This window comes from Paraburkholderia sp. J69-1 (assembly GCF_905220255.1).
Classification (GTDB): Bacteria; Pseudomonadota; Gammaproteobacteria; order Burkholderiales; family Burkholderiaceae; genus Paraburkholderia.
On sequence record NZ_CAJMZG010000010.1, the window covers coordinates 15,977 to 37,559 of the forward strand.

A 21,583-nucleotide genomic window follows, 5' to 3' on the forward strand; every position below is an offset into this window, starting at 1 on the left:
TTCAAACAAGATTCAGCACTGACGCCCCGAAGGTAAATACAGCACGCCATGAAAGCCTCCGAAATCCGCGAGAAATTCCTCAAGTTCTTCGAGTCGAAGGGCCACACGATCGTGCGCTCGTCGAGCCTCGTGCCGGGCAACGACCCCACCTTGCTCTTTACCAATTCGGGCATGGTGCAGTTCAAGGACGTGTTCCTCGGCGCCGAATCGCGCCCGTACTCGCGCGCCACGACCGCGCAGCGCAGCGTGCGCGCAGGCGGCAAGCACAACGACCTCGAAAACGTCGGCTACACCGCGCGCCACCATACGTTCTTCGAGATGCTCGGCAACTTCTCGTTCGGCGACTACTTCAAGCGCGACGCGATCCACTACTGCTGGGAACTGCTGACCAAGGTCTACGCGCTGCCCGCGGACAAGCTCACGGTCACGGTCTATCAGGAAGACGACGAAGCGTTCGACATCTGGGCGAAGGAAATCGGCGTGCCGGTCGAGCGCATCATCCGCATCGGCGACAACAAGGGCTCGCGTTACGCGTCGGACAATTTCTGGCAGATGGCCGACACCGGCCCCTGCGGTCCGTGCTCGGAAGTGTTCTACGACCACGGCCCGGAAATCTGGGGCGGCCCTCCGGGCTCGCCGGAAGAAGACGGCGACCGCTTCATCGAGATCTGGAATCTCGTGTTCATGCAGTTCAACCGTGATGCGCAAGGCAACATGACGCCGCTGCCCAAGCAGTGCGTCGACACGGGCATGGGTCTGGAGCGCCTCGCCGCCGTGCTGCAGCACGTGCACAGCAACTACGAAATCGACCTGTTCCAGAACCTGATCAAGGCCGCTGCGCGCGAAACCGGCATCAGCGATCTGGAAAACAACTCGCTGAAGGTGATCGCCGATCACATCCGCGCTTGCTCGTTCCTGATCGTCGACGGCGTGATTCCGGGCAACGAAGGCCGCGGCTACGTGCTGCGCCGTATCGTGCGCCGCGCGATCCGCCACGGTTACAAGCTCGGCAAGAAGGGCTCGTTCTTCCACAAGCTGGTGAACGATCTGGTCGCGGAAATGGGCGCGGCTTACCCGGAACTGACCGAAGCGCAGCAACGCGTGACGGACGTTCTGCGTCAGGAAGAAGAGCGCTTCTTCGAAACCATCGAACACGGCATGTCGATTCTCGACGCCGCGCTGGCCGATCTCGATTCGAAGGGCGGCAAGACGCTCGACGGCGAACTCGCATTCAAGCTGCACGACACCTACGGCTTCCCGCTCGACCTTACCGCCGACGTCTGCCGCGAGCGTAACGTCACGGTCGACGAGGCAGCCTTCGACGAAGCCATGGCACGCCAGCGCGAACAGGCGCGTGCGGCCGGCAAGTTCAAGATGGCGGCGGGCCTCGAATACTCGGGCGCGAAGACCACGTTCCACGGCTACGAAGAAATCGCTTTCGACGACGCCAAGGTGGTCGCGCTTTACGTTGACGGCGCATCGGTCAACGAAGTGAAGGCCGGCCAGGACGCCGTGGTCGTGCTCGACCACACGCCGTTCTACGCGGAATCGGGCGGCCAGGTGGGCGACCAGGGCGTGATCTCGAACGCGAGCATCCGCTTCGCCGTCGCCGACACGCTCAAGGTTCAAGCCGACGTTTCGGGTCACCACGGCACGCTGGAACAAGGCACGCTCAAGGTGGGCGACGTCGTGAAGGCGGAAATCGACGCGGTGCGCCGCGCCCGCACGCAGCGCAACCACTCGGCTACCCACCTGATGCACAAGGCGCTGCGTGAAGTGCTGGGCGCGCACGTGCAGCAGAAGGGCTCGCTCGTCGACGCGGACAAGACCCGCTTCGACTTCGCCCACAACGCGCCGATGACCGACGACGAAATCCGTCGCGTCGAACAGATCGTCAACGCGGAAGTGCTGGCCAACGCGCCGGGCATCGTGCGCGTGATGTCCTACGACGACGCGGTGAAGGGCGGCGCCATGGCGCTGTTCGGCGAAAAGTACGGCGACGAAGTGCGCGTGCTCGACCTCGGCTTCTCGCGCGAACTCTGCGGCGGCACGCACGTGCATCGCAGCGGTGACATCGGCCTGTTCAAGATCGTGATGGAAGGCGGCGTGGCAGCGGGCATCCGCCGCGTGGAAGCGATCACGGGCGATAACGCCGTGCGCTTCGTGCAGGATCTCGACGCGCGCATCAACGCAGCGGCCGCAGCGCTGAAGGCTCAGCCTTCGGAACTGACGCAACGCATCGGCCAGGTGCAGGATCAGGTCAAGGCGCTGGAGAAGGAACTGGGCGCGCTCAAGTCGAAGATGGCGTCGAGCCAGGGCGACGAACTCGCCGGCCAGGCCATCGAAGTGAACGGCGTGCACGTGCTCGCCGCCACGCTCGAAGGCGCAGACTCCAAGACGCTGCGCGAAACCGTCGACAAGCTCAAGGACAAGCTCAAGAGCGCGGCAATCGTGCTGGCGGCCGTCGAAGGCGGCAAGGTCAGCCTGATCGCAGGCGTGACCGCCGAGGCCAGCAAGAAGGTCAAGGCCGGCGACCTGGTGAACTTCGTTGCCCAGCAGGTGGGCGGCAAGGGCGGTGGCCGTCCGGACATGGCGCAGGCTGGCGGCACGGAACCGGCGAACCTGCCGGGCGCGCTCGCAGGCGTGAAGGGCTGGGTCGAAGCGAAGCTGTAAGCGCTCAGACTTGCCGTTAGAAAAGGGCTGCTCGAAAGAGCGGCCCTTTTTGTTTGGCGCGCCAGGCGCTCAGGCCGTGGCGATGTCGGCCGGCGCGGGCGTTTCGCGGCTGGCGTGTTCCAGCACCGCCGATTTCAGCGCATCGAGCGCCGGCGAAAAATGCCCGCGCCGCCACACGAGCAAGGTATCGATACGGCCAAGCTTGCCGAGCGAATGAATCGTGATGTCGTCGGCGCTGCGTTGCAGATCGAGCACCGAACGCGGCGCGACCGCCACGCCCGCGCCCGCCGCCACGCAGGCGACGATCGCGTGATACGACGCCAGCTCCAGCACGCGCGTGGGCCGGATGCCGTGCTCCAGATACCACGCCTCCACGTAGCTGCGATACGCGCAGCCGCGCTCGAACGCCACTAGCGTTGACAGCGCGACATCGCCGGGCTGGCGGATCGGCCGATGCCCGCGCGGCGTGATCATCACCAGTTCCTCGCGATAGACCGGCACGCATTCGAACACCTCGGCGTCGGGCGGACCGGCCAGCGGCGTGGCAATCAGCGCGGCATCGACTTCGAATTCGCGCAGACGCTCGACCAGACACCCAGTCGTACCGGTTTCCAGTTCGAGCGTAACCTCGGGCCAGCTCTGGTGATAGCGCGCCAGCACGCCAGGCAGGCGGCTTGCCGCGACGCTTTCCATCGTGCCCAGGCGCAGCCGCCCGGAGGGACGCCCGGCCTTGAGCGCGTGGCGCGCTTCATCGGCGAGCGCGAGCAGGCGTTCGGCGTAGGGCAGCAGCGTTTCGCCCGCGGGCGTGAGCACGAGCCGGCGGCCATCGCGCGTAAAGAGCGGCGTGCCAAGCTGTTCTTCTAGCTGCTTGATGCGCGTGGTGACGTTCGACTGCACGCGGTTGAGCTTGGCGGCGGCGCGCGTCACGCCGTTTTCGCGCACCACGGCACGGAAGATCGCCAGCGCGGCCAGATCCATGATTCTCTCCTCGGGATGGATTGGATCATCATAATTCATTTTTCGTGAACGGTTGGCTTGACTAAGATGATCGGAACGGTGTCGTCCGCGATGCCGCTCATCCTCTGTTTTGTCCCTGTATTTGTCCCTGTATGAATCGCCGATCATGACTAACGCTGCTTCTAACGTGAACGCTCGACCCAGTGCTTCGGATGCGCCGCTGACGCACCCGAAGCACCGTCCCCACGAGGCGCGTCGCGCCGCGCTGGCCTGCATGTTGACGCTGGCGGCGGCGCTCGGCATCGGGCGCTTTGCGTTCACGCCGCTGCTGCCGCTGATGCTGCATGGCGGCGGACTGGACTTGCGCCACGGCAGCTGGCTGGCGTCGCTGAATTACGCGGGCTATTTCGTCGGTGCGATGGGGTGTGCGGCGCTGCGCTTCGCACCGGCGCGTGTGGTACGCACTGGGCTGGTGGCGACGGCGCTGCTCACCGTCGTCATGGGCGTGACGCAGCAGTTCTGGCTCTGGGCGATCGTGCGTTTCGTGGCCGGCGCGGTGAGCGCGGCGACCTTCGTGTTCGCGTCGCAATGGGGCTTGCGGCGGCTCACGCAACTCGGCGCGCATGCGTGGAGCGGCGTGATCTACACGGGGCCTGGCGTGGGCATCGTGGCGACGGGGTTGCTGGTCAGCGCGGCTGGCGGCCTGGGCGCGCGGGCAGGGTGGATCGGCTTCGGACTCGTGTGCGCGCTGATCGTCGCGATCGTCTGGCCGGTGTTCGTCGAAACGCCGCCGGTCGCGCCTGCTGCGGCGGCAACGGCAAACCCGGCGAGCGCGCAGAGCAGCACCCGGGCAAGCCGCGCCGATGCCTTCTGGCTCGTCGCGCTCTACGGCGTGCCCGGTTTCGGCTACATCATCACGGCGACCTTCCTGCCGGTGATCGCCCGCCATGCGTTGCCGGGCTCGATCTGGCCCGACCTGTTCTGGCCGATGTTCGGTGCGGCGCTGATCGTCGGTGCGTTGTGTGCGGCGCGTTTGCCGCTGCATTGGGACAACCGCTTGCTGCTCGCCGCGTGCTATGTGCTGCAGGCGCTTGGCATTGCGTCGGGCATCGTCTGGCCGAATGCGCTGGGTTTTTCGCTCGGCAGCGTGCTGATCGGTTTGCCGTTCACGGCGATCACGCTGTTCGCGATGCGCGAAGCGCGCATCATGCGTGGCGATCATGCCGCCGCGCTGATGGGTTACGCGACGGGCGCGTATGGAATCGGCCAGATTCTCGGGCCGCTGGTAGCCGCGCCGCTTGCTGCGTCGAGCGGATCGTTTTCGCCATCCTTGTGGCTGGCGGCGCTGACGCTGGTGGCGGGCGCGGCGGGGCTGGTGTGGCGCACGGTGCGATTGCGCCAACAAGTTCAATAAGTCCAATAAGGCCCACGAACCGGCGCAGCCGGAAAAGCCGTCCCGCAAAGGACGGCTTTTTTACGCTTAACGGAAGTAGTAGTGGACGCCCACCGTGAAGCTGTTGTTATTCCAGCTCGTGTTTTTCGAACTGGCGTGATCCGCCGTCCATTCCGCGGCCACGCCAAGATTGCGCGTGACGGCGTATTCCGCGCCCAGACCCCAGTGCGGACGCGTGGAAGGCCAGTCGACCGTGAAGCCCGCGCGCGCATACGGCATGATCCGGCCGATCGGCATGCCGATCTTCGCGTCGACACCGCCGTCCTTGAACGTAGCGGAACCGTGATGGAAATCGGCGAAGGCTTCGGCGCCGATCATCAGCGAACCGACATCGACACCGTAGCCCAGCGTCAGGCCCGGGAACAGGGTGGTGTGCGTCGGTTTGTTGACCGCGCCCGAGGCATTCGAGATATTCGCGCCGACCTTGAAACCCGCGTAAGGACCTGCAAACAGGCTGCTGCTGCTCGTGGCGTAATCGAACGGCTTTGCAGGCGCGTCCGCATGGGCGAGCGACATGCACGATGTCAGGGAAATAATAAGGATGCCAAACAGTTTCTTCGAAAGCATGATGCGTTGAGGTAATCCAGCGAATTCAGGCGTTGTTGCCTCGCCGATAACGCTGGGCATTTCGCGACGGTGCACATTCGAGACGTCAACAAATGTCAGGCTTCGGCGTCACGCGGCAACGCACGATTGCGCCCCTGAAAACTCACGCTCGCACGCTGTCATCGATAGCGCACTAAAATAGCCGCTTCGTGCTTTTTTGCGCCTTCCATCGATCCATGAGCGATTATCAGTTTTGCCCGCGCTGCGCCTCGCGTCTCGTCGAGCGCGCCGACCCCGCCCACGAGGGTGGCCGTGTGCGGCTGGCTTGTCCCGATACCGTCTGCGCCTACGTGCACTGGAACAATCCGCTGCCGGTCGTGGCGGCCATCGTCGAATATGAAGGGCGCATCCTGCTGGCGCGCAACGCCGCCTGGCCGGAAGGCATGTTCGCGCTGATCACGGGTTTCCTCGAAAACGGCGAGACGCCGGAAGAGGGCATCGCCCGCGAAGTGCTGGAAGAAACCGCGCTGCACGCGCAGAGCGTCGAGTTGATCGGCGTTTATGAGTTCATCCGCAAGAACGAACTGATCATTGCGTATCACGTGAAGGCGTCGGGCACGGTGTCGCTGTCGCCCGAACTGCTGGAATACCGTCTTGTCGAGCCCGCGAAGCTGCGTCCCTGGCGCGCGGGCACGGGGCAGGCGCTCGGTGAGTGGATGCGCCGACGCGGCCTGCCGTTCGAATTCGTCGAGCGTCCCGGCGACTGAGCGCCGCTGCATTACTGACGAATTACCTGCGCTTTCGTCTGCCAGGTCTGCCCGGTCTGCCTCGATTCTCTTTCTGAACTTCGTCCCTACGATCCGATGAACCGACCCGTCGCCATTGCCCGCTCCGACTATCGCCACTTCCTGTCCATCACCACGCGCTGGATGGACAACGACGTCTACGGCCACGTCAACAACGTCGTCTATTACAGCTACTTCGACACCGTCGTGAACGAGTATCTGATTCGTGCCGGCGCGCTCGATGTCGAGCATGGCCAGACGATCGGGCTGGTGGTCGAGACCCAGTGCAACTACTTCGCGCCGCTGGTGTTTCCTGAGCGTGTCGAAGCGGGTTTGCGCGTGGCGCGTCTGGGTTCGTCGAGCGTGCGCTACGAGGTGGGTCTCTTTCGCGAAGGCGAAAGCACGCCCGCTGCGCAGGGGCATTTCGTGCACGTCTACGTCGATCGCGAAACGCGCCGGCCGGTGAGCGCGCTGCCCGAAGCGTTGCGCGCCGCGCTTGCGCCGCTCGCGCTTGCCGCCACGGACGGCTGACGCGTTCCGGTTGCTGCCCGTGCAGGCCTTCGTTATCGATACGCTCAACGGCGCGAGCTACGGCTTGCTGCTGTTCATGCTGTCCGCCGGACTGACGCTGATCTTCAGCATGCTCGGCGTGCTCAACTTCGCGCATGCGAGTTTCTACATGCTCGGCGCGTATCTGGGCGTGACGCTCGCGGGGAGCTTCGGTTTTGGCTGGGCGCTGGTGCTCGCGCCGCTGCTGGCGGGACTCGCGGGCGCTGTGTTCGAGGTGGCGCTGCTGCGGCGCGCGCGACCGGGCGGGCCGCTCAATGCGCTGCTGCTGACCTTCGGTTCGGCGTGGGCAATCGGCGAACTGGTCAAGCTGGGCTGGGGGCTTCAGCCGCTCGCCGCGGCCGTGCCGGGCTGGCTCGACGGTGCGCTGTTCACCTACGGTGGCGCGGCGTTTTCGCGTTATCGCGCCTTCACGATGGCCGTGGCCGTGGCGATGTTCGCGCTGATCTTCGCCGCGCTGCGCGTCTCGCGCACGGGGCTGGTGGTGCGCGCCGCGCTCACGCATGCCCAGGCCGTGGAAGCGCTCGGCCATAACGTGCCGCGCGTGCAGACGCTGGTGTTCGCGCTCGGCACCGCGCTCGCGGCGCTGGCAGGCGCAGTGGCCGCGCCGCTCTTTGTCGTCGAACCGGCGATGGCCGAATCGGTCGGCTCGATCATCTTCGTGGTGGTGGTGACGGGCGGGCTCGGCTCGCTGGGCGGCGCGCTGCTCGCGTCGCTCGCAGTGGGCTGGCTGCAGACCTTCGCAGTGGCGAGCGATGTGTCGTTTGGGGCGCTGGCCGCGCGGCTCGGCGTGACGATCGCGCCCGCCTGGAGCGCGCTCACGCTCGCGCAGATCGCGCCGCTGCTGCCGTATCTGCTGATGGTCGCGATGCTGGCCGTGCGCCCGCAAGGGCTGCTCGGGCAACGTGGCGAGGACGCCTGAAGCGCCATGGCCAGCCCCAAAAACAGCACGCGCGCGTCATGGCTCGCATTGGCGGCGTTACTTGCGGTGCCGCCGCTCGTATCGGCGTGGCTTTCGCCGTCTGGCGCGCCGCAAGGCTGGCTGCTCGCGTGTCTCGCCCAGGCCGCGACGATGATTGTGTTCGCGCTCTCCTATAACCTGCTGCTCGGCGAAACCGGGCTGCTTTCGTTCGGCCACGCCGCGCCGGCAGGGCTGGGCGCGCTGGCGGCGGCACAGGTCTTCAACCATGTCGGCCTGCCTTTGCCGCTTTTGCCGATCATCGGCGGTGCGGCGGGTGCGGCGGTCGGCGCTTTGATCGCGCTGGTTGCGGCACGACGCGCGGGCACGGCCTTCGCGATGATCACGCTCGGCCTTGGCGAACTCGTTGCCGCCGCCGCGTGGGCGCTGCCCGACTGGTTCGGCGGCGAAGCCGGTGTGGGCATCGATCGCGCGAGCGGCCCGGCCATCTTCGGCTGGACCTTCGGCCCGGATCGTCAGGCGTACTGCGTGATCGCCGTCTGGTGTCTCGCGGCGAGCGCCGCAATCTACGCGATCTCGCGCACGCCGTATGCGCGCCTCGCCAACGCCGTGCGCGACAACCCGCTGCGCTGCGCCGCGCTGGGCGCGTCGCCTGCGCGCGTGCGGGCCACGATGATCGTGCTGGGCGCCTGCTTCGCGGGCGTGGCGGGCACGCTTGCGCTCATCAACGTCGAACTGGCCGCAGCGGAGAGCGTGGGCATGACGCGCTCCGCCGCCGTGCTGATCGCGACGATGACGGGCGGCGCGTCGTCGTTCTTCGGCCCTGTGCTGGGCGCGCTCGTCTGGGTGGCCTTCAGCGTGGGCGTCGCGAGCGTCTCGCGCGCGTGGATGCTTTACGTGGGGCTCTTTTTTATCGTCCTGGTGTTGACGGCGCCGGATGGACTCGCGGGTGTGGTGGCGCGTCAGCGCGCGAAGCTCGCGCAACACGGCTGGCGCCGCTGTCGCACGCACTGGACGATGGTTGCGCTCGCAACGGTATGCGGCACGCTCGCACTCGTGCTGGCGGTGCAGTGGGCCTACGCGCTGCGTTTCGGCGACGACGATCCGGCGGCATGGCTCGTCGCGCTTTCTCCGCGCGCATCGGCGGCGCTCGCCGCGGCCATCGTCGTCTTGTCGATCGCGACGATAGGGTTGACGCGACAGGCGCGCCGCGCCGCCCGTTCGCTCGCCGACGCGCAAAAGGCGGCCGCATGACGACGCCCGCACTCCAGCTTCGCGGTATCGAAAAGCGCTTTGGCGCGACGCGCGTTCTGCAAGGCGTCGATCTCGACGTGCTGACCGGCGAGCGCCACGCGCTGATCGGCCCGAACGGCGCGGGCAAATCGACACTCTTCAGCCTGATCGCCGGCGAGCGCCGCGCGAGTACGGGGCGCATTGCCTTGCGTGGCAAGGATGTCACACGCCTCGCGCCGCCTGCGCGCGCCCGACGCGGCCTCGCGCGCAGCTTCCAGACCACGAGCGTGTTCGCGGGCCTCACGGTGCGCGACAACCTGCGTTGCGCGGTGCTGGCTTCGCTCACCGGCGCAGCGGGTTTCGCCGCGCGCTGGTCAGGCTCCACACGCGCCGATCGCCGCGCCGCGGAACTACTCGACGCACTCGATCTCGCCCACGTGGCCGATCGCGCTGCGGCGACGCTGAGCTACGCCCAGCAACGCGCGCTCGACCTGGGCCTCGCGCTCGCGGGCGGCGCGCACACCTTGCTGCTCGACGAACCCACGGCGGGTATGAACCGCGCTGAAGCCGCGCGCGCCATCGACCTGATCCGCACGATGACGGCGGGCAAAACCGTGCTGCTGATCGAGCACGACATGGACGCGGTGTTCGGTCTGGCCGATCGCGTCTCCGTGCTTGCGCAGGGTCGCGTGATCGCCACCGGCACGCCCGATGCCATTCGCGCCGATGCCGCCGTGCGCGAGGCCTATTTCGGCGCGAATCCGGAGTCGCCCGATGCGTGAATCCGGCACGATGCATCCGCTGCTCGAAGTCGCAAATCTGCGCGCGTGGTACGGCGCGAGCCAGGTGCTGCATGGCGTCGATCTGCGCATCGGCGCGGGCGAAGTAGTGGCGCTAGGGGGGCGCAACGGGTCGGGTCGGTCGACCTTTGCCAAGGCGCTGATGTCGATGGTCGCCGCCGACGGCACGCGCCGTTTCGCGGGCACCGATCTCGCGCCGCTGCGCACCTTCGAAGTCGCGCGCGCGGGCCTGGGCTACGTGGCGGAGCAGCGCGACATCTTCCCGACCTTGAGCGTCGACGACAACCTGCGGCTGGGTATGACGAAGCGCCGCGAAGCCACGCGCTTCACGCTCGCCGACGCCCACACGCTGTTCCCGATCCTGCGCGAGCGCCGCGCCGCGCGCGCGGGCGTGCTCTCGGGCGGCGAGCAGCAGATGCTGGCGCTGGCGCGCGCACTGCTGGGCAATCCTGCGTTGCTGATCGTCGATGAACCCGCCGAGGGCTTGTCGGCGCCGATGGCCGCGCGCGTCGGTGCGTGTCTGCGCACGCTGCGCGAACGCGGCGTGGCCGTGCTGCTGATCGAGCAGCGTCTTGCGCTCGCGCCGCAACTGGCGGATCGCATCGCGGTGATGGGACATGGGCGCATCGTGTTCGACGGCACGCCAGCGCAACTCGCGCAACGCGAAGACGTGGCGCGTGACTGGCTGGGCGTGGGCTGAACGCGTGCCTCAGCGTAGCGGCTGGGCGACGCGCGAAAGCGCCGTCATCGGCCCGATCTGCGCGAGTGTTGCGAGTTGCTGCGCGTCGCGCACGAATAGCGATCCGGCGAAACCCAGCGCGTTCAGCGAAATGCCGTCGACGCGTTCAGCCGCGCGCGGCACGACCAGCATCCAGCGGCGCGTGACGAGCAGGTTGTGCGGCGCGCTCTGGTGCGCGAGACCGTCCACGTCGATCGCGCCGATGCCTGCTGCGTGCAGCAACGCGCGATAGCACGTGAACGCGGCGTGTTCGGCATCGTTCGCCATGAGATCGAGCGATGCGAACGCATGTCTGAAAGGCAAGGCAATCGTATTGTTTGCTACGGATGCCGAATTAAATAGCGTTTCGATCGGCGCCTTGAAACCCGAATCGTCGAGCGGCAAAGGCACCGCTTGCAGATGTTTATGCGCCTGGCTCGCGCCAGCTTCCTCGCCGCCGTTGTAGAAGCCGAGCGCATCGCGGCCACGCAGCGCCACGAGCAGCGCCGCGAAATCGGCCTGATCGAGCAGCGCGGTTTGCGGCACGAAGCGGCGCGTGACAATCAGCAGATGATCGTCGATCACGTTGTACTTGTTGAGCAGCGCGACGTGGGTTGGCGAGATGTCGCCGACGCACAGATCGGCTTCGTAAGGCAAAAAGGGATTGCGGCGTGGCGCGTTCGGCGCGCTCGCCGTGGACGCATCCGTGCGCCGAGCCGCTTCCTTGCGCGCAAGGCTCGACACCTGGCGCACGGCGAAGCGCACGCCGTCTTCGTCGAGATGCGTGAGCGCGGTTTCGATCGGCTGCAGTGCGCCGCATTGCAGGGCGTGGCGCGTCTGGGCGCGCAGCGCGGGCCAGAGCGTTCGAGCGTCGAGCACCGTCATCGGCATCACGCCTTGTAGCCGATGGCGCGCAGCAGATCCTTGCGCCAGCGCACATCGTCATCGGCTTCGACACCGAGCGGCGGCGCGCCATCCACCACGCCGACGATGCCGCGTCCCTGATCCGTTTCGGCGATCAGCACCTGCGTGGGATTCGCTGTGGCGCAGAAGATGCGGCACACCTCGGGCACCGCCTTGACGGCGTTGAGCACGTTGACGGGGAAAAACCCATCGCCGAGAAAGACGATGAAGCTGTGGCCCGCGGCAATGCGCAGCGCGTTGTCCGTGGCCATCGTCACGAGCGCGTCGTTCGTGCCCGAGCGCCGCACCAGCCGCTTGCCCGACGCTTCGCAGAACGCCAGCCCGAAGGCGAGGCCGGGCACCGCGCCGAACAGCGCTTCGTGCAGATCTTCGACGGTTTTGATGAAATGCGACTGGCCGAGAATGAAGTTGGTGTTCTCGGGCTTGACGATATCGACGGTGGACAGTTGCATGGCGCACCTCGCGCGGACGTCTCGAAGGTCGTCGCCATGCTCGTTGTGCGGCGACGTGGTTCAAGCCTGGTACGAAGCGGCTGAATGTTCAAGGCAGCGTTCAGGACAGCGCGCGTGCGCCATGAAAAACGGCCGGCGCCCCGCAGGGCAGCCGGCCGTTTTGCCGTTTAGCGCTCAAGCGTCACGCCGCTTTCTTCGGCTGTTTTCGCTCGACGTTCGGCAGGAACACCGTGAGGATGCCGATCAGCGGCAGGAACGAGCAGACCTTGTAGACGAAGCCGATGCTGGTGGCATCCGCGAGCTGGCCGAGCACGGCCGCGCCGATACCGCCCAGACCGAACGCGAAGCCGAAGAACAGACCCGCGACCATGCCCACCTTGCCCGGAATCAGTTCCTGCGCGTACACCAGGATCGCCGAGAACGCCGACGCCAGCACCACGCCGATGATCACCGTCAGCACGCTGGTCCAGAACAGGTTCGCGTAGGGCAGCAGCAGCGTGAACGGCGCGACGCCCAGGATCGAACCCCAGATCACATATTTACGGCCGATACGGTCGCCCACCGGCCCGCCGATGATCGTGCCCGCCGCCACCGCCGCAAGGAACACGAACAGATGCACCTGGGCCGTCTGCACCGGCAGATGGAAGCGGTCGATCAGATAGAAGGTGAAATAGCTGTTGATGCTGGCGAGATAGAAGTACTTCGAGAACACCAGCAGCACCAGAATGCTGATGGCCATCGCCACGCGGCCACGCGAGAGCGCGACTTGCGGCGCCTCGGCGCGCTTTTTCTTCAGATTCGGATGCGCCTTGTACCAGCGGCCGATCTGCGTGAGCACGAAGATCGCCACGAGCGCGGCCACCGAGAACCACGCGATGCTGCGCTGGCCGTGCGGAATGATGATCGCAGCGGCGAGCAGCGGCCCGAGCGACGAACCCGCGTTGCCGCCCACCTGAAAGAGCGATTGCGCGAGACCGTGCTTGCCGCCCGACGCCATACGCGCCACCCGCGACGATTCCGGGTGAAACACCGACGAGCCGCAACCCACCAGCGCGGCGGCGACCAGCAGCACGCCAAAGCTGGGCGCCACCGACATCAGCAGCAGACCGCAGAGCGTAAAGCCCATGCCGACGGGCAGCGAGTAAGGCATCGGTTTTTTGTCGGTATAGACGCCGACCAGCGGCTGCAGCATCGAGGCCGTGATCTGGTAGGTGAGCGTAATCAGGCCGATCTGCGTGAACGACAGCGAGAAGTTGTCCTTGAGCATCGGATAGATGGCCAGGATCAACGACTGGATCATGTCGTTGAGCAAATGCGAAAAGCTGATCGCGCCGAGTACGGAGTAGACGGTGCGCTGCGCGCCGGAGGCGGCAGGCGTCGGCGCGGATTGCGCGGACGCAGGGGCGGCGCCGGACACGGCGCGCTTGTCGAGGCTGGTTTCCATGATGTCGATAAGCAGAGGAGCCGCACGCGGGCGCCGCGCCGCTAGTGAGCCAGCGGGGGACGGCGATGGCGTGACGTTGTCATGTATAGGAGTTATGAAGCGCAGTGTAATGTGTCTTGAGCGAATCGTCATGACAACATTTGTCGCGAATCGGACATGGCGAAGAAGGTGCAACCCGCGCTTGTTGCTGCGACGGCTTGCCGCACGGTGCTGACGGGCGCGCCGAGATTTGTCGATTTTTGTCTCTAAAGCGCCGCGCTTTTTTTGATCGCCGATTTTGGCCGGGTATAACCCGGTGATACCTGTGCGCGGCAAGGATCCCGCGCACGTCGGGCTACGGGGCCGGAACGCGGATTGGGTTAGCGCACGACTAAAGATTGCGCAACGCCATGCCGTTGACCGGAGTTGAGGCGTTACGCAGTGCGCATGATTTCATCGACGGCCATCTGACCGATGGCGGCGTGACGCCGGACAACAAAAGCAGCGACAGCCTTGCAACAAACCTGCCGCGGCGCCAAAAGCGCCAAGGCAGGCCAACGGCTTTGCACGGGGACAGACCGAAGATGAGAGCAATCAAAGAGGCGAGCCTGCACGCGGGTTTCGTGCCGGAAGTGGATGGGGCAGCAGGACCAGGCGCTGCAGGCGCATCACGCCAGCGCAAGCGCGGCACAGCGGGGGAAAGCAGCAAACTGTCGGTCAAGTCGATGCTGCGCACCGCGTTCGCGGTCGTGCTGATCGGCACGCTGGTGATTGGCGCGTTTTCACTTGCGCAGATCAGCCGGCTCAACGATTCCACCCAGTCGATCTACGATCAGGGCCATGTTGCCAGCCGCGCCGCCGAGGAAGCGCGCGGCCATGTGCTGCGCGCGAGCCGCGCGCAGAAAATGCTGCTCACGGCCACCACGGCGAAAGAGCGCGACGAACTCGGTCAGGACATCGAAAAAGACCTCGGCACGCTGGTGACCGAAATGCAGGCGCTCGATCAGTACGCCGCGCAATCGGGCAGCGACGCGCTCGCGCAGCAAAAGCAGTTCGCGACGGCGGCGCAAACCTGGAGCGGCCATCTGCGCGATTTCGTGACGCTCGTGAAGGCGCAACCGCTCGATCTTTCGCAGATGAGCTGGCAAGTCGGCACGCAGGATGTGTCGCTGCTGGTCGAAACCGGCAAGCTCGAAACGCTCGTCGATCAGATCGTCGAGCAGCGCGGGGCGGCTGCGAAGGCAACGATTGCGAAATCGGCGTTCATCTACAAGTCGTCGTTCGTGATGATCGCCGTGGCGACGGTTGGGCTTTTCGTGCTCGCGTTCGTGGTGAGCGAATGGGTCGTGCGGCGCATCGCGCGGCAACTCGGCGGCGAGCCGGCGCATGCCAAGGCGATTGCCGCGCGTATCGCTTCGGGCGACCTCGCGCAGCCGGTGAGCGTGCATGCGCGCGACGCTTCCAGCATGCTCGGCGCGCTGCGCGACATGCAGACCGGACTCTCGACCACGGTTGCCGAAATCGCCGCGAGCGCCGAGGCCATCGCCAGCGCATCGAGCCAGATCTCGACCGGCAATCTCGATCTCTCGCATCGCACTGAGGAGCAGGCCGTCGCGCTCGAACGCACGGCGAGCAGCATGGAGCAACTGACCTCGACCGTGCGCCTGAACGCCGAAAATGCGCAGCAGGCCAGCACGCTGGCGGGCAACGCATCGCAGATCGCGGAAAAGGGCGGCACGGTGGTGGGCCGCGTGGTCAACACGATGAACCAGATCAACGAAAGCGCGAAGAGTATCGCGGACATCATCGGCGTGATCGAGGGCATCGCGTTCCAGACCAATATTCTGGCGCTGAACGCGGCCGTGGAAGCGGCGCGTGCGGGCGAGGAAGGGCGCGGGTTCTCGGTGGTCGCGGGCGAAGTGCGCAATCTGGCGCAGCGCAGCGCGGCGGCGGCCAAGGAGATCAAGACGCTGATTACGGCATCGGTCGAGCGCGTGGAAAACGGCTCGACGCTCGCCACCGACGCGGGCCGCACCATGGAGGAAGTGGTCAAGGCCGTGAGGCGCGTGAACGACATCATCGGCGAGATTTCGGCGGCTTCGAGCGAGCAGCGCGCGGGCATCGAGGAAATCAGCCGCGCGGTCTCGCAGATGGATTCGGGTACGCAGCAGAACGCGGCGCTGGTGGAAGAGGCGACGGCGGCGGCGCAGTCGCTCGACGATCAGGCGAAGGTGCTCAAGCGCCTGGTGGGGAAGTTTCAGTTGGGTTGAGGCATCCTGATCGTCGCACGAAAAAACGCCGCTCTTCAGCGGCGTTTTTTCATTCCAGCGTGCTTGTCAATCCTTCTATTTCGCATCCCGCTCGATAATCCACTCATGCGCGGGATCGTTATGGAAATGCCACTCGCGCGTGGGACCGGCCATCACGTTCAGATAATACGAGTCATAGCCATACGGCACGACGACCGGGTGATACCCGCGCGGCACCATCACCACATCGTGGTCCTCAACCGCCATGGTTTCGTCGAGATCGCGAGCATCGGTATAGACACGCTGAAACGCAAACCCCTGACTCGGGTTCAGCCGATGGTAATACGTCTCTTCCAGCGCGCTTTCCTGTGGCAGGCGATCGGCATCGTGCTTGTGCGGCGGATAACTCGAAGAATGTCCCGAAGGCGTGCGCACCTCCACCACCAGCAGCGATTCCGCCGCTTCGGTCTGCGGAAGAATATCGCAGACGTAACGCGTATTCGCGCCTTTCCCGCGCGTGGAACGCTTCATCTGCGCAGGCTCGATCAGGCGAATCGGCAACGTACCTTGCGCGGGCGCGCTGGCCACGCCCACCTCCGCATCGCGTTTCGCGCGCACGGTTGCCTTCACGCCGGGCGGCACGTAAAGCGCAGTCGGCGCGGCATCTTCGAACACGCTGTCACGCGAACCGAGATTCGAATAACGTTGCCCGTTCGCCTCGATATCCACCGCGCCCGCCATCACCACGATGCAGCTTTCGCGATTCGTCTCGTAGATATGCACGACTTCTTCCGCACCGAGCCGATACGCGGCGAAGCCCACATAACGCCAGCCCGCCGTAGCGGGCGTCACGCGCGCGATCGTCTGGCCTTCGCGCGAGGCTTTGACCAGCAAGCTCATGCTGCCTCCTTTGCTTCGGTATCCTGTACATCGACCAGCGTGCGTAACGTGCGATAGCCCTTTTGCGCGTACTCGTAAGACGGCGCGATCACCGGGTCCTGCTCGGCTTCCACCACGAGCCAGCCGCGATAACCATGCCGCTTGAGCCGGCCGATGATCGCCGGAAAGTCGACGCAACCGTCGCCCGGCACCGAGAACGCGCCTGCCAGCACCGCGTCCAGAAAACTCCAGTTGCGATTGCGCGCGAGCTTCACGACGGCGGGGCGCACGTCCTTGCAATGCACGTGGCACACGCGCGCGATGTGCTTGTCGAGTTCCTTGACGGGATCGCCGCCCGCGAACGTGATATGCCCGGCGTCGAACAGCAGGCCGACGGCGTCGCTCGTGCGCGCCATCAGCTTGTCGACATCGGCGGGCGTTTCCACGTACGCGCCCATGTGATGGTGATACGCAAGCCGCACGCCGCGCGACAACGTATGCTGCGCGAAGCGATCGAGACGCGCGGCGTATTCGTCCCATTGCTGCTCGCTGAAAAACCGCGGACGCTGATAAAGCGGACGCGGCGCGCCCTGGATCGAATCGGCGACTTCGCCGTAGACCATCACCGTCGCGCCGTTCTGCGCGAGCAGGTCGAGATGCTTGTCCACGGCGGCGATCTCTTCCTCGACGCTGCGTTTCGCGAGCATGCCCGAATACCAGCCCGACACCAGCGCGAGATCGTATTGCGCGAGCAGCGCCTTGAGCGCCTGCGGTTCGCGCGGAAACTTGTTACCGAGTTCGAAGCCCTGATAGCCGATCTCGCGTCCTTCGGTCAGCGCCGTCGAAAGCGGTGTTTCGCCGCCGAGCGAGGGCAGGTCGTCGTTCATCCACGACAGCGGATTGATGCCAATGCGTACGTCAAATGCGCTCATGTGCGTGCCTCGATCTGGGGATCGTGAATTGCGTCATGCGTTGGATGCGGGGTCGCCGGTGGTGTCGCCCATCGTGTCGCCTATCGTGTCGTCGGCCTTCGGCGATTTGGTCGATGCTGCTTGCTCTGCGCGTGCGCCGCGTTCCGCAAGCTTGCCGTCGTAACGCTCGCGCGCTTCGCGCACGGCCGCTCGCGGCGAGACTTCGGGCACCGCGACTTCCCACCACCAGCCGCCGTCTTCGGTCGTGCGGGCCGGGTCGGTATCGATGCTGATGAGGTACGTGCGCGAGGCCGCGCGGGCGCGTTGCAGCGCCGCTTCGAGTTCCGCGACATTGGCGACGTGCTCGGCCTGCGCGCCCAGCGAACGCGCATGCGAAGCGAAGTCGATACGCGGCGCACCGAGCGGCCCTTGCGCGCAATCCTCGAACAGATTGTTGAACGGCGCGCTGCCGCAAGCCTGCTGAAGCCGGTTGATACAGCCATAACCGCGATTGTCCAGCACGACGACGATGAGCTTCGCGCCCAGCATCACCGAGGTGGCGATTTCGCTGTTCATCATCAGATAGCTGCCGTCGCCGACCATCACGATCACTTCGCGTTCGGGCCGCGCGAGCTTGGCGCCGAGTCCGCCCGCGATTTCGTAGCCCATGCACGAATAGCCGTATTCGACGTGATACGCGCCGGGCTGGCCCGCGCGCCAGAGCTTGTGCAGTTCGGCGGGCAGCGTGCCTGCCGCGCAGACGACAATATCTTCGGTGTACGAACGGCTCGATGAGCGCTGCACCGCGCCGATCACATCGGCATCGTAGGGCAGGCAGTTGCGTTCCTGCGGCGCGTGCGTGAGCTTGTCGACGCTCGCGCGCCACTCGTTGGCCAGACGCAGGGCCTGGGCGCTCCAGTCGGCTTCGGCGCGCCAGTGCACGAGCGCTTCGTCGAGCGCATCGAGCGCGAGCTTTGCATCGGCCTGCACGGCCACGCTATTGAGCTTGAGCGTGTCGAAACCATTGGCGTTGATGCTGACGATATGCGCATTCGCGAACAGCGAGTTCGAGCCGGTCGTGAAGTCCTGCAGACGCGTGCCGACAGCCAGCACGCAATCGGCCTCGCTTGCGAGCGCATTGGCAGCGGGCGAACCCGTCACGCCGATCGCCCCCGCGTTGAGCGGGTCGTCCCACGCAAGCGCGCCTTTGCCGGCCTGCGTTTCCACCACCGGAATGCCGTGCGCAGCCGCAAAGGCCTGCAATTGCGGTGCCGCGCGCGAATAAAGCACGCCGCCGCCCGCGACGATCACCGGCCGCTTCGCGCGATGAAGCTGTGCAATCGCGGCATCGATTTCCGTCTGCACCGGCGCGGGCGCATGGAAACTCACGAGACGCGGCGTGAAAAAGCTCGCGGGATAATCCCACGCCATCGTCTGCACGTCCTGCGGCAGCGCGAGCGTCACGGGGCCGCACAGCGCGGCATCGGTGAGCACGCGCAGCGCGCGCGGCAGGGCAGTGAGCAACTGCGCGGGATGCACGATGCGATCGAAGTAGCGCGAAACGGGCTTGAGCGCATCGTTCGCGGAAAGGCCGCCATCCTGCAGATCCTCGATCTGTTGCAGCACCGGATCGGGCTCGCGCGAAACGAAGATATCGCCGGGCAGCAGCAACACCGGCAAGCGATTCACATGCGCGAGCGCGGCGGCGGTGACGAGGTTGGTCGCGCCAGGACCGATCGACGTGGTGACCGCCATCATGCGGCGGCGAAAGTGCGCCTTCGCGTAGGCAATCGCGCTGTGCGCCATGGCCTGCTCGTTGTGCGCGCGCAGCGTCGGCAATTCATGCCGATACTGATAGAGCGCTTCTCCAAGCCCGGCCACGTTGCCATGCCCGAAGATCGCGAATACGCCGCCGAACAGCGGTTCGGTGCGGCCCGAGCCGTCTTCGCAGGCCACGCGCTGCGCCGCGAGATAGCGCACCAGCGCCTGCGCGGCGGTGAGGCGCACGGTGGCGCTCTGCGTGTGTTCCTGCGCCGCGCTGGAGATGGGAGCGATGCGTTGATTCATGCCGCTTTCTCCTCGTGCGCCATCGCCGAAGGGGCGTGCGTCTGGCCCGCCGCCGCGCCGCGCGCCGAACGCCATGCGGCGATCAGCGTTTCGAACGCGTGCCGCACGCGCGCGATCACTTCCTTATCGTCGATTTCGCCTTTGAGCCACGCGAAGCTCGGCTCGTAGAAGATCGTGCGGCCGACGGTAAAGCCCCGGCAGGTGTCCGATGCCGCCGCTGCCGCGAAGCCGTTCATGAGCTGATCCATCGGCGCGGAAAGACCCAGCAGCACCACGCCACGGCAATGCGGATCGCGCTCGGCAATCAGCGCGTCGATCTCGCGCCATTGCGACGCTTCCATCGGTTCGAGCTTCCACCATTCCGGATAAAGGCCGATGTTGTAGAGCCGCTTGAGCGCGCGATAAACCGTGTCGGGCGCGTTCGGCTTGCCGTTGAGTTTGGGCGGAATCACTTCGAGCAGCAGTTCGTGGCCGCTCGCCTGCACGGCGTCGTAAAGCGCCCGCAGTTGCGCTTCCTGTTCGAGGCGCTGTTCGATCGGCTCGTCGGGATGGAACTGCACGAGGCATTTGACCGTGTGACCGATCGGCCAGGCCGCGAGCGTCGTGCCGATCGAGCGGCCATGATCGAACACCAGCGGCACGGAGCCCGGCAATTCCACCGGACGCCCGATCCACCAGTCGCGCCCGGTCGCGGCATTGAGCGCATCCTGGCCGTAACGATCGTCGATCAGCACGCCAATCTTGCCTTGCAGGCCGAGCGCGCTTTCGGTCTGCGCGACGGCTTCCACGAAGAGATTCTTCAGGTGCGAGATGCGCGTTTCGCTCGCGCCGGTCTGCTGCGCGAGATCGAAGAACTGGTTGCGATGATCGAAGGCGAAACCCAGCACGTCGTCGTACTGCTTGCGCGCGGGTGTGACGCGATGCAGGCGGGCAAGCGTGGCGTCGCGGTCGGGGCGGCGCATGCGCACGGGATCGGCTTTCGCTTCGCTCAGGAAGTAGTCGAGTTCGGCGGGCGTGGGCATCGCGGGCGCGCAGCCGTGACGCGAGACCACCAGCGCGCCGCAGGCGTTGGCCGCGCGCGCGCAGTCTTCCAGCGGCGCATCGCGCAGCCAGCCGGACAGAAAGCCCGAGGCAAATGCATCGCCCGCGCCCAGCACGTTGAGCACGTCGACTTCGACGCCGCGCTGCATCGGCAGATCATCGAGCGAGGCGGGCACCGCGCCTTCCACGATCTGGCAGCCCAGCGGCCCGCGTTTGACCAGCAGCGTGCCCGCCGTGACTTCGCGCACACGCCTGAGCGCCGCGACCAGATCGTCCTGACCGCCCGCGATGCGGAATTCTTCTTCCGTGCCGATCACCAGATCGAAGTTCGGCAGAATGCGCTGCAGATGCTCGCTCACGCCCGCGCTGGCGACAAAGCGCGTTTCGCCGTCGGCCTTGCCGGTGAGGCCCCAAAGCACCGGGCGATAGTCGATATCGAGCACGGTGCGCACGTTGTTGCGGCGCGCGTAGTCGAGCGCTTTCAGGCTGGTGCGGTTGACCTGTTCGGTGGAGAAGTGCGTGCCCGTGATCAGCAGCGCCTTCGAGGAAGCGATGAAGGCTTCGTCGAAATCGGTGGCATCGACGGCCATATCGGCGCAATTCTCGCGGTAGAAGATCAGCGGAAACGTATCGCGATCCTTGATGCCCAGCAGCACGAGCGCGGTGAGGCGTTCGTGGTCGATGCGGATATGGCTCGTATCGCAGCCTTCTTTCGCGAGCGTTTCGGTGAGAAAGCGGCCCATGTGATCGTCGCCGACGCGCGTGAGCATGGCCGATTTCAGCCCGAGGCGCGCGCAGCCAAACGCAATATTCGCCGACGAGCCGCCCAGATACTTCGAGAACGTCGATACGTCTTCGAGCCGCGCGCCCACTTGCTGCGCGTAGAGATCGACGCCGAGGCGGCCGAGGCAGACGATATCGCGGCTGCGCCCGGACGCGAAGCGCGACGACGGATTCGTGACAGAGCTTGTCATTTGCATTCCTGA

The 21,583-nt window shown here is 65.8% G+C and carries 18 protein-coding genes; 9 read left to right on the plus strand and 9 right to left on the minus strand.

Features of this window, described 5'->3' with window-relative positions; translation table 11 throughout:
- Positions 1 to 48 precede the first annotated feature (48 nt).
- Positions 49 to 2,673: an alanine--tRNA ligase gene (alaS, locus tag U5A67_RS19205; protein ID WP_321814662.1), complete on the plus strand. Its 2,625-nt coding sequence runs from the start codon at positions 49 to 51 to the stop codon at positions 2,671 to 2,673.
- A 69-nt stretch (positions 2,674 to 2,742) separates the two neighbouring features.
- Here alaS and U5A67_RS19210 read toward each other — a convergent pair whose 3' ends face one another.
- Positions 2,743 to 3,651: a LysR substrate-binding domain-containing protein gene (locus tag U5A67_RS19210; RefSeq protein ID WP_321814661.1), complete on the minus strand. Its 909-nt coding sequence runs from the start codon at positions 3,649 to 3,651 to the stop codon at positions 2,743 to 2,745.
- A gap of 145 nt (positions 3,652 to 3,796) precedes the next feature.
- On the opposite strand from U5A67_RS19210, the gene U5A67_RS19215 reads away from it, so the two are divergent.
- Entirely contained in the window at positions 3,797 to 5,044 is a 1,248-nt protein-coding gene (locus tag U5A67_RS19215) for a YbfB/YjiJ family MFS transporter (protein WP_321814660.1), read from the plus strand.
- 66 nt (positions 5,045 to 5,110) lie between these two features.
- Here the strand turns inward: U5A67_RS19215 and U5A67_RS19220 are convergent, their stop codons facing one another.
- On the minus strand, positions 5,111 to 5,599 hold the full coding sequence (locus U5A67_RS19220) for an outer membrane beta-barrel protein (protein ID WP_321814659.1): 489 nt from the start codon (positions 5,597 to 5,599) through the stop codon (positions 5,111 to 5,113).
- A gap of 266 nt (positions 5,600 to 5,865) precedes the next feature.
- Here U5A67_RS19220 and U5A67_RS19225 point away from each other — a divergent pair, with 266 nt between their 5' ends.
- The 6 genes from U5A67_RS19225 (at position 5,866) to U5A67_RS19250 (ending at position 10,633) form a co-directional block, all read left to right on the plus strand.
- Positions 5,866 to 6,396 (plus strand): NUDIX domain-containing protein, encoded by a 531-nt coding sequence (locus U5A67_RS19225; protein ID WP_205984781.1) that lies wholly within the window; start codon positions 5,866 to 5,868, stop codon positions 6,394 to 6,396.
- Positions 6,397 to 6,492: 96 nt separating this feature from the next.
- Entirely contained in the window at positions 6,493 to 6,945 is a 453-nt protein-coding gene (locus tag U5A67_RS19230) for a thioesterase family protein (protein WP_321814658.1), read from the plus strand.
- A gap of 19 nt (positions 6,946 to 6,964) precedes the next feature.
- The gene (locus U5A67_RS19235; protein WP_321814657.1) at positions 6,965 to 7,903 is read left to right on the plus strand and encodes a branched-chain amino acid ABC transporter permease; all 939 of its coding nucleotides are present in this window, start codon (positions 6,965 to 6,967) and stop codon (positions 7,901 to 7,903) included.
- Between the two features lie 6 nt (positions 7,904 to 7,909).
- Positions 7,910 to 9,154, plus strand: coding sequence for a branched-chain amino acid ABC transporter permease (locus U5A67_RS19240; protein WP_321814656.1), 1,245 nt, complete (start codon positions 7,910 to 7,912; stop codon positions 9,152 to 9,154).
- Entirely contained in the window at positions 9,151 to 9,915 is a 765-nt protein-coding gene (locus tag U5A67_RS19245) for an ABC transporter ATP-binding protein (RefSeq protein WP_321814655.1), read from the plus strand. The genes U5A67_RS19240 and U5A67_RS19245 overlap by 4 nt, the downstream gene beginning before the upstream one ends.
- A gap of 10 nt (positions 9,916 to 9,925) precedes the next feature.
- Positions 9,926 to 10,633: an ABC transporter ATP-binding protein gene (locus U5A67_RS19250; RefSeq protein WP_321814684.1), complete on the plus strand. Its 708-nt coding sequence runs from the start codon at positions 9,926 to 9,928 to the stop codon at positions 10,631 to 10,633.
- A 9-nt stretch (positions 10,634 to 10,642) separates the two neighbouring features.
- Here the strand turns inward: U5A67_RS19250 and U5A67_RS19255 are convergent, their stop codons facing one another.
- The 3 genes from U5A67_RS19255 to U5A67_RS19265 form a co-directional block, all read right to left on the minus strand.
- Positions 10,643 to 11,542 (minus strand): ATP adenylyltransferase family protein, encoded by a 900-nt coding sequence (locus U5A67_RS19255; RefSeq protein WP_415767881.1) that lies wholly within the window; start codon positions 11,540 to 11,542, stop codon positions 10,643 to 10,645.
- Positions 11,542 to 12,027, minus strand: a complete 486-nt coding sequence (locus U5A67_RS19260) for an adenosine-specific kinase (RefSeq protein WP_321814653.1) — start codon at positions 12,025 to 12,027, stop codon at positions 11,542 to 11,544. The genes U5A67_RS19255 and U5A67_RS19260 overlap by 1 nt, the downstream gene beginning before the upstream one ends.
- Before the next feature lie 181 nt (positions 12,028 to 12,208).
- Positions 12,209 to 13,471: an MFS transporter gene (locus U5A67_RS19265; RefSeq protein ID WP_321814652.1), complete on the minus strand. Its 1,263-nt coding sequence runs from the start codon at positions 13,469 to 13,471 to the stop codon at positions 12,209 to 12,211.
- A 563-nt stretch (positions 13,472 to 14,034) separates the two neighbouring features.
- Between U5A67_RS19265 and U5A67_RS19270 the strand changes: the two genes are divergently transcribed.
- Complete coding sequence (locus U5A67_RS19270) at positions 14,035 to 15,720, plus strand: methyl-accepting chemotaxis protein (RefSeq protein WP_321814651.1); 1,686 nt, start codon at positions 14,035 to 14,037, stop codon at positions 15,718 to 15,720.
- A 75-nt stretch (positions 15,721 to 15,795) separates the two neighbouring features.
- Here U5A67_RS19270 and iolB read toward each other — a convergent pair whose 3' ends face one another.
- From iolB to U5A67_RS19290, 4 genes are read right to left on the minus strand one after another with little or no spacing between them, the layout of a single operon-like run.
- Positions 15,796 to 16,599 (minus strand): 5-deoxy-glucuronate isomerase, encoded by an 804-nt coding sequence (gene iolB, locus U5A67_RS19275; protein WP_321814650.1) that lies wholly within the window; start codon positions 16,597 to 16,599, stop codon positions 15,796 to 15,798.
- Positions 16,596 to 17,510: a myo-inosose-2 dehydratase gene (gene iolE, locus U5A67_RS19280; protein WP_321814649.1), complete on the minus strand. Its 915-nt coding sequence runs from the start codon at positions 17,508 to 17,510 to the stop codon at positions 16,596 to 16,598. The genes iolB and iolE overlap by 4 nt, the downstream gene beginning before the upstream one ends.
- Positions 17,511 to 17,543: 33 nt before the next feature.
- A complete protein-coding gene (iolD, locus tag U5A67_RS19285; RefSeq protein ID WP_321814648.1) occupies positions 17,544 to 19,556 on the minus strand; it encodes a 3D-(3,5/4)-trihydroxycyclohexane-1,2-dione acylhydrolase (decyclizing) in 2,013 nt (670 codons plus the stop codon).
- Complete coding sequence (locus tag U5A67_RS19290; RefSeq protein ID WP_321814647.1) at positions 19,553 to 21,577, minus strand: bifunctional 5-dehydro-2-deoxygluconokinase/5-dehydro-2-deoxyphosphogluconate aldolase; 2,025 nt, start codon at positions 21,575 to 21,577, stop codon at positions 19,553 to 19,555. Before U5A67_RS19290 ends, iolD begins: the two co-directional genes overlap by 4 nt.
- Between the last annotated feature and the right edge of the window lie 6 nt (positions 21,578 to 21,583).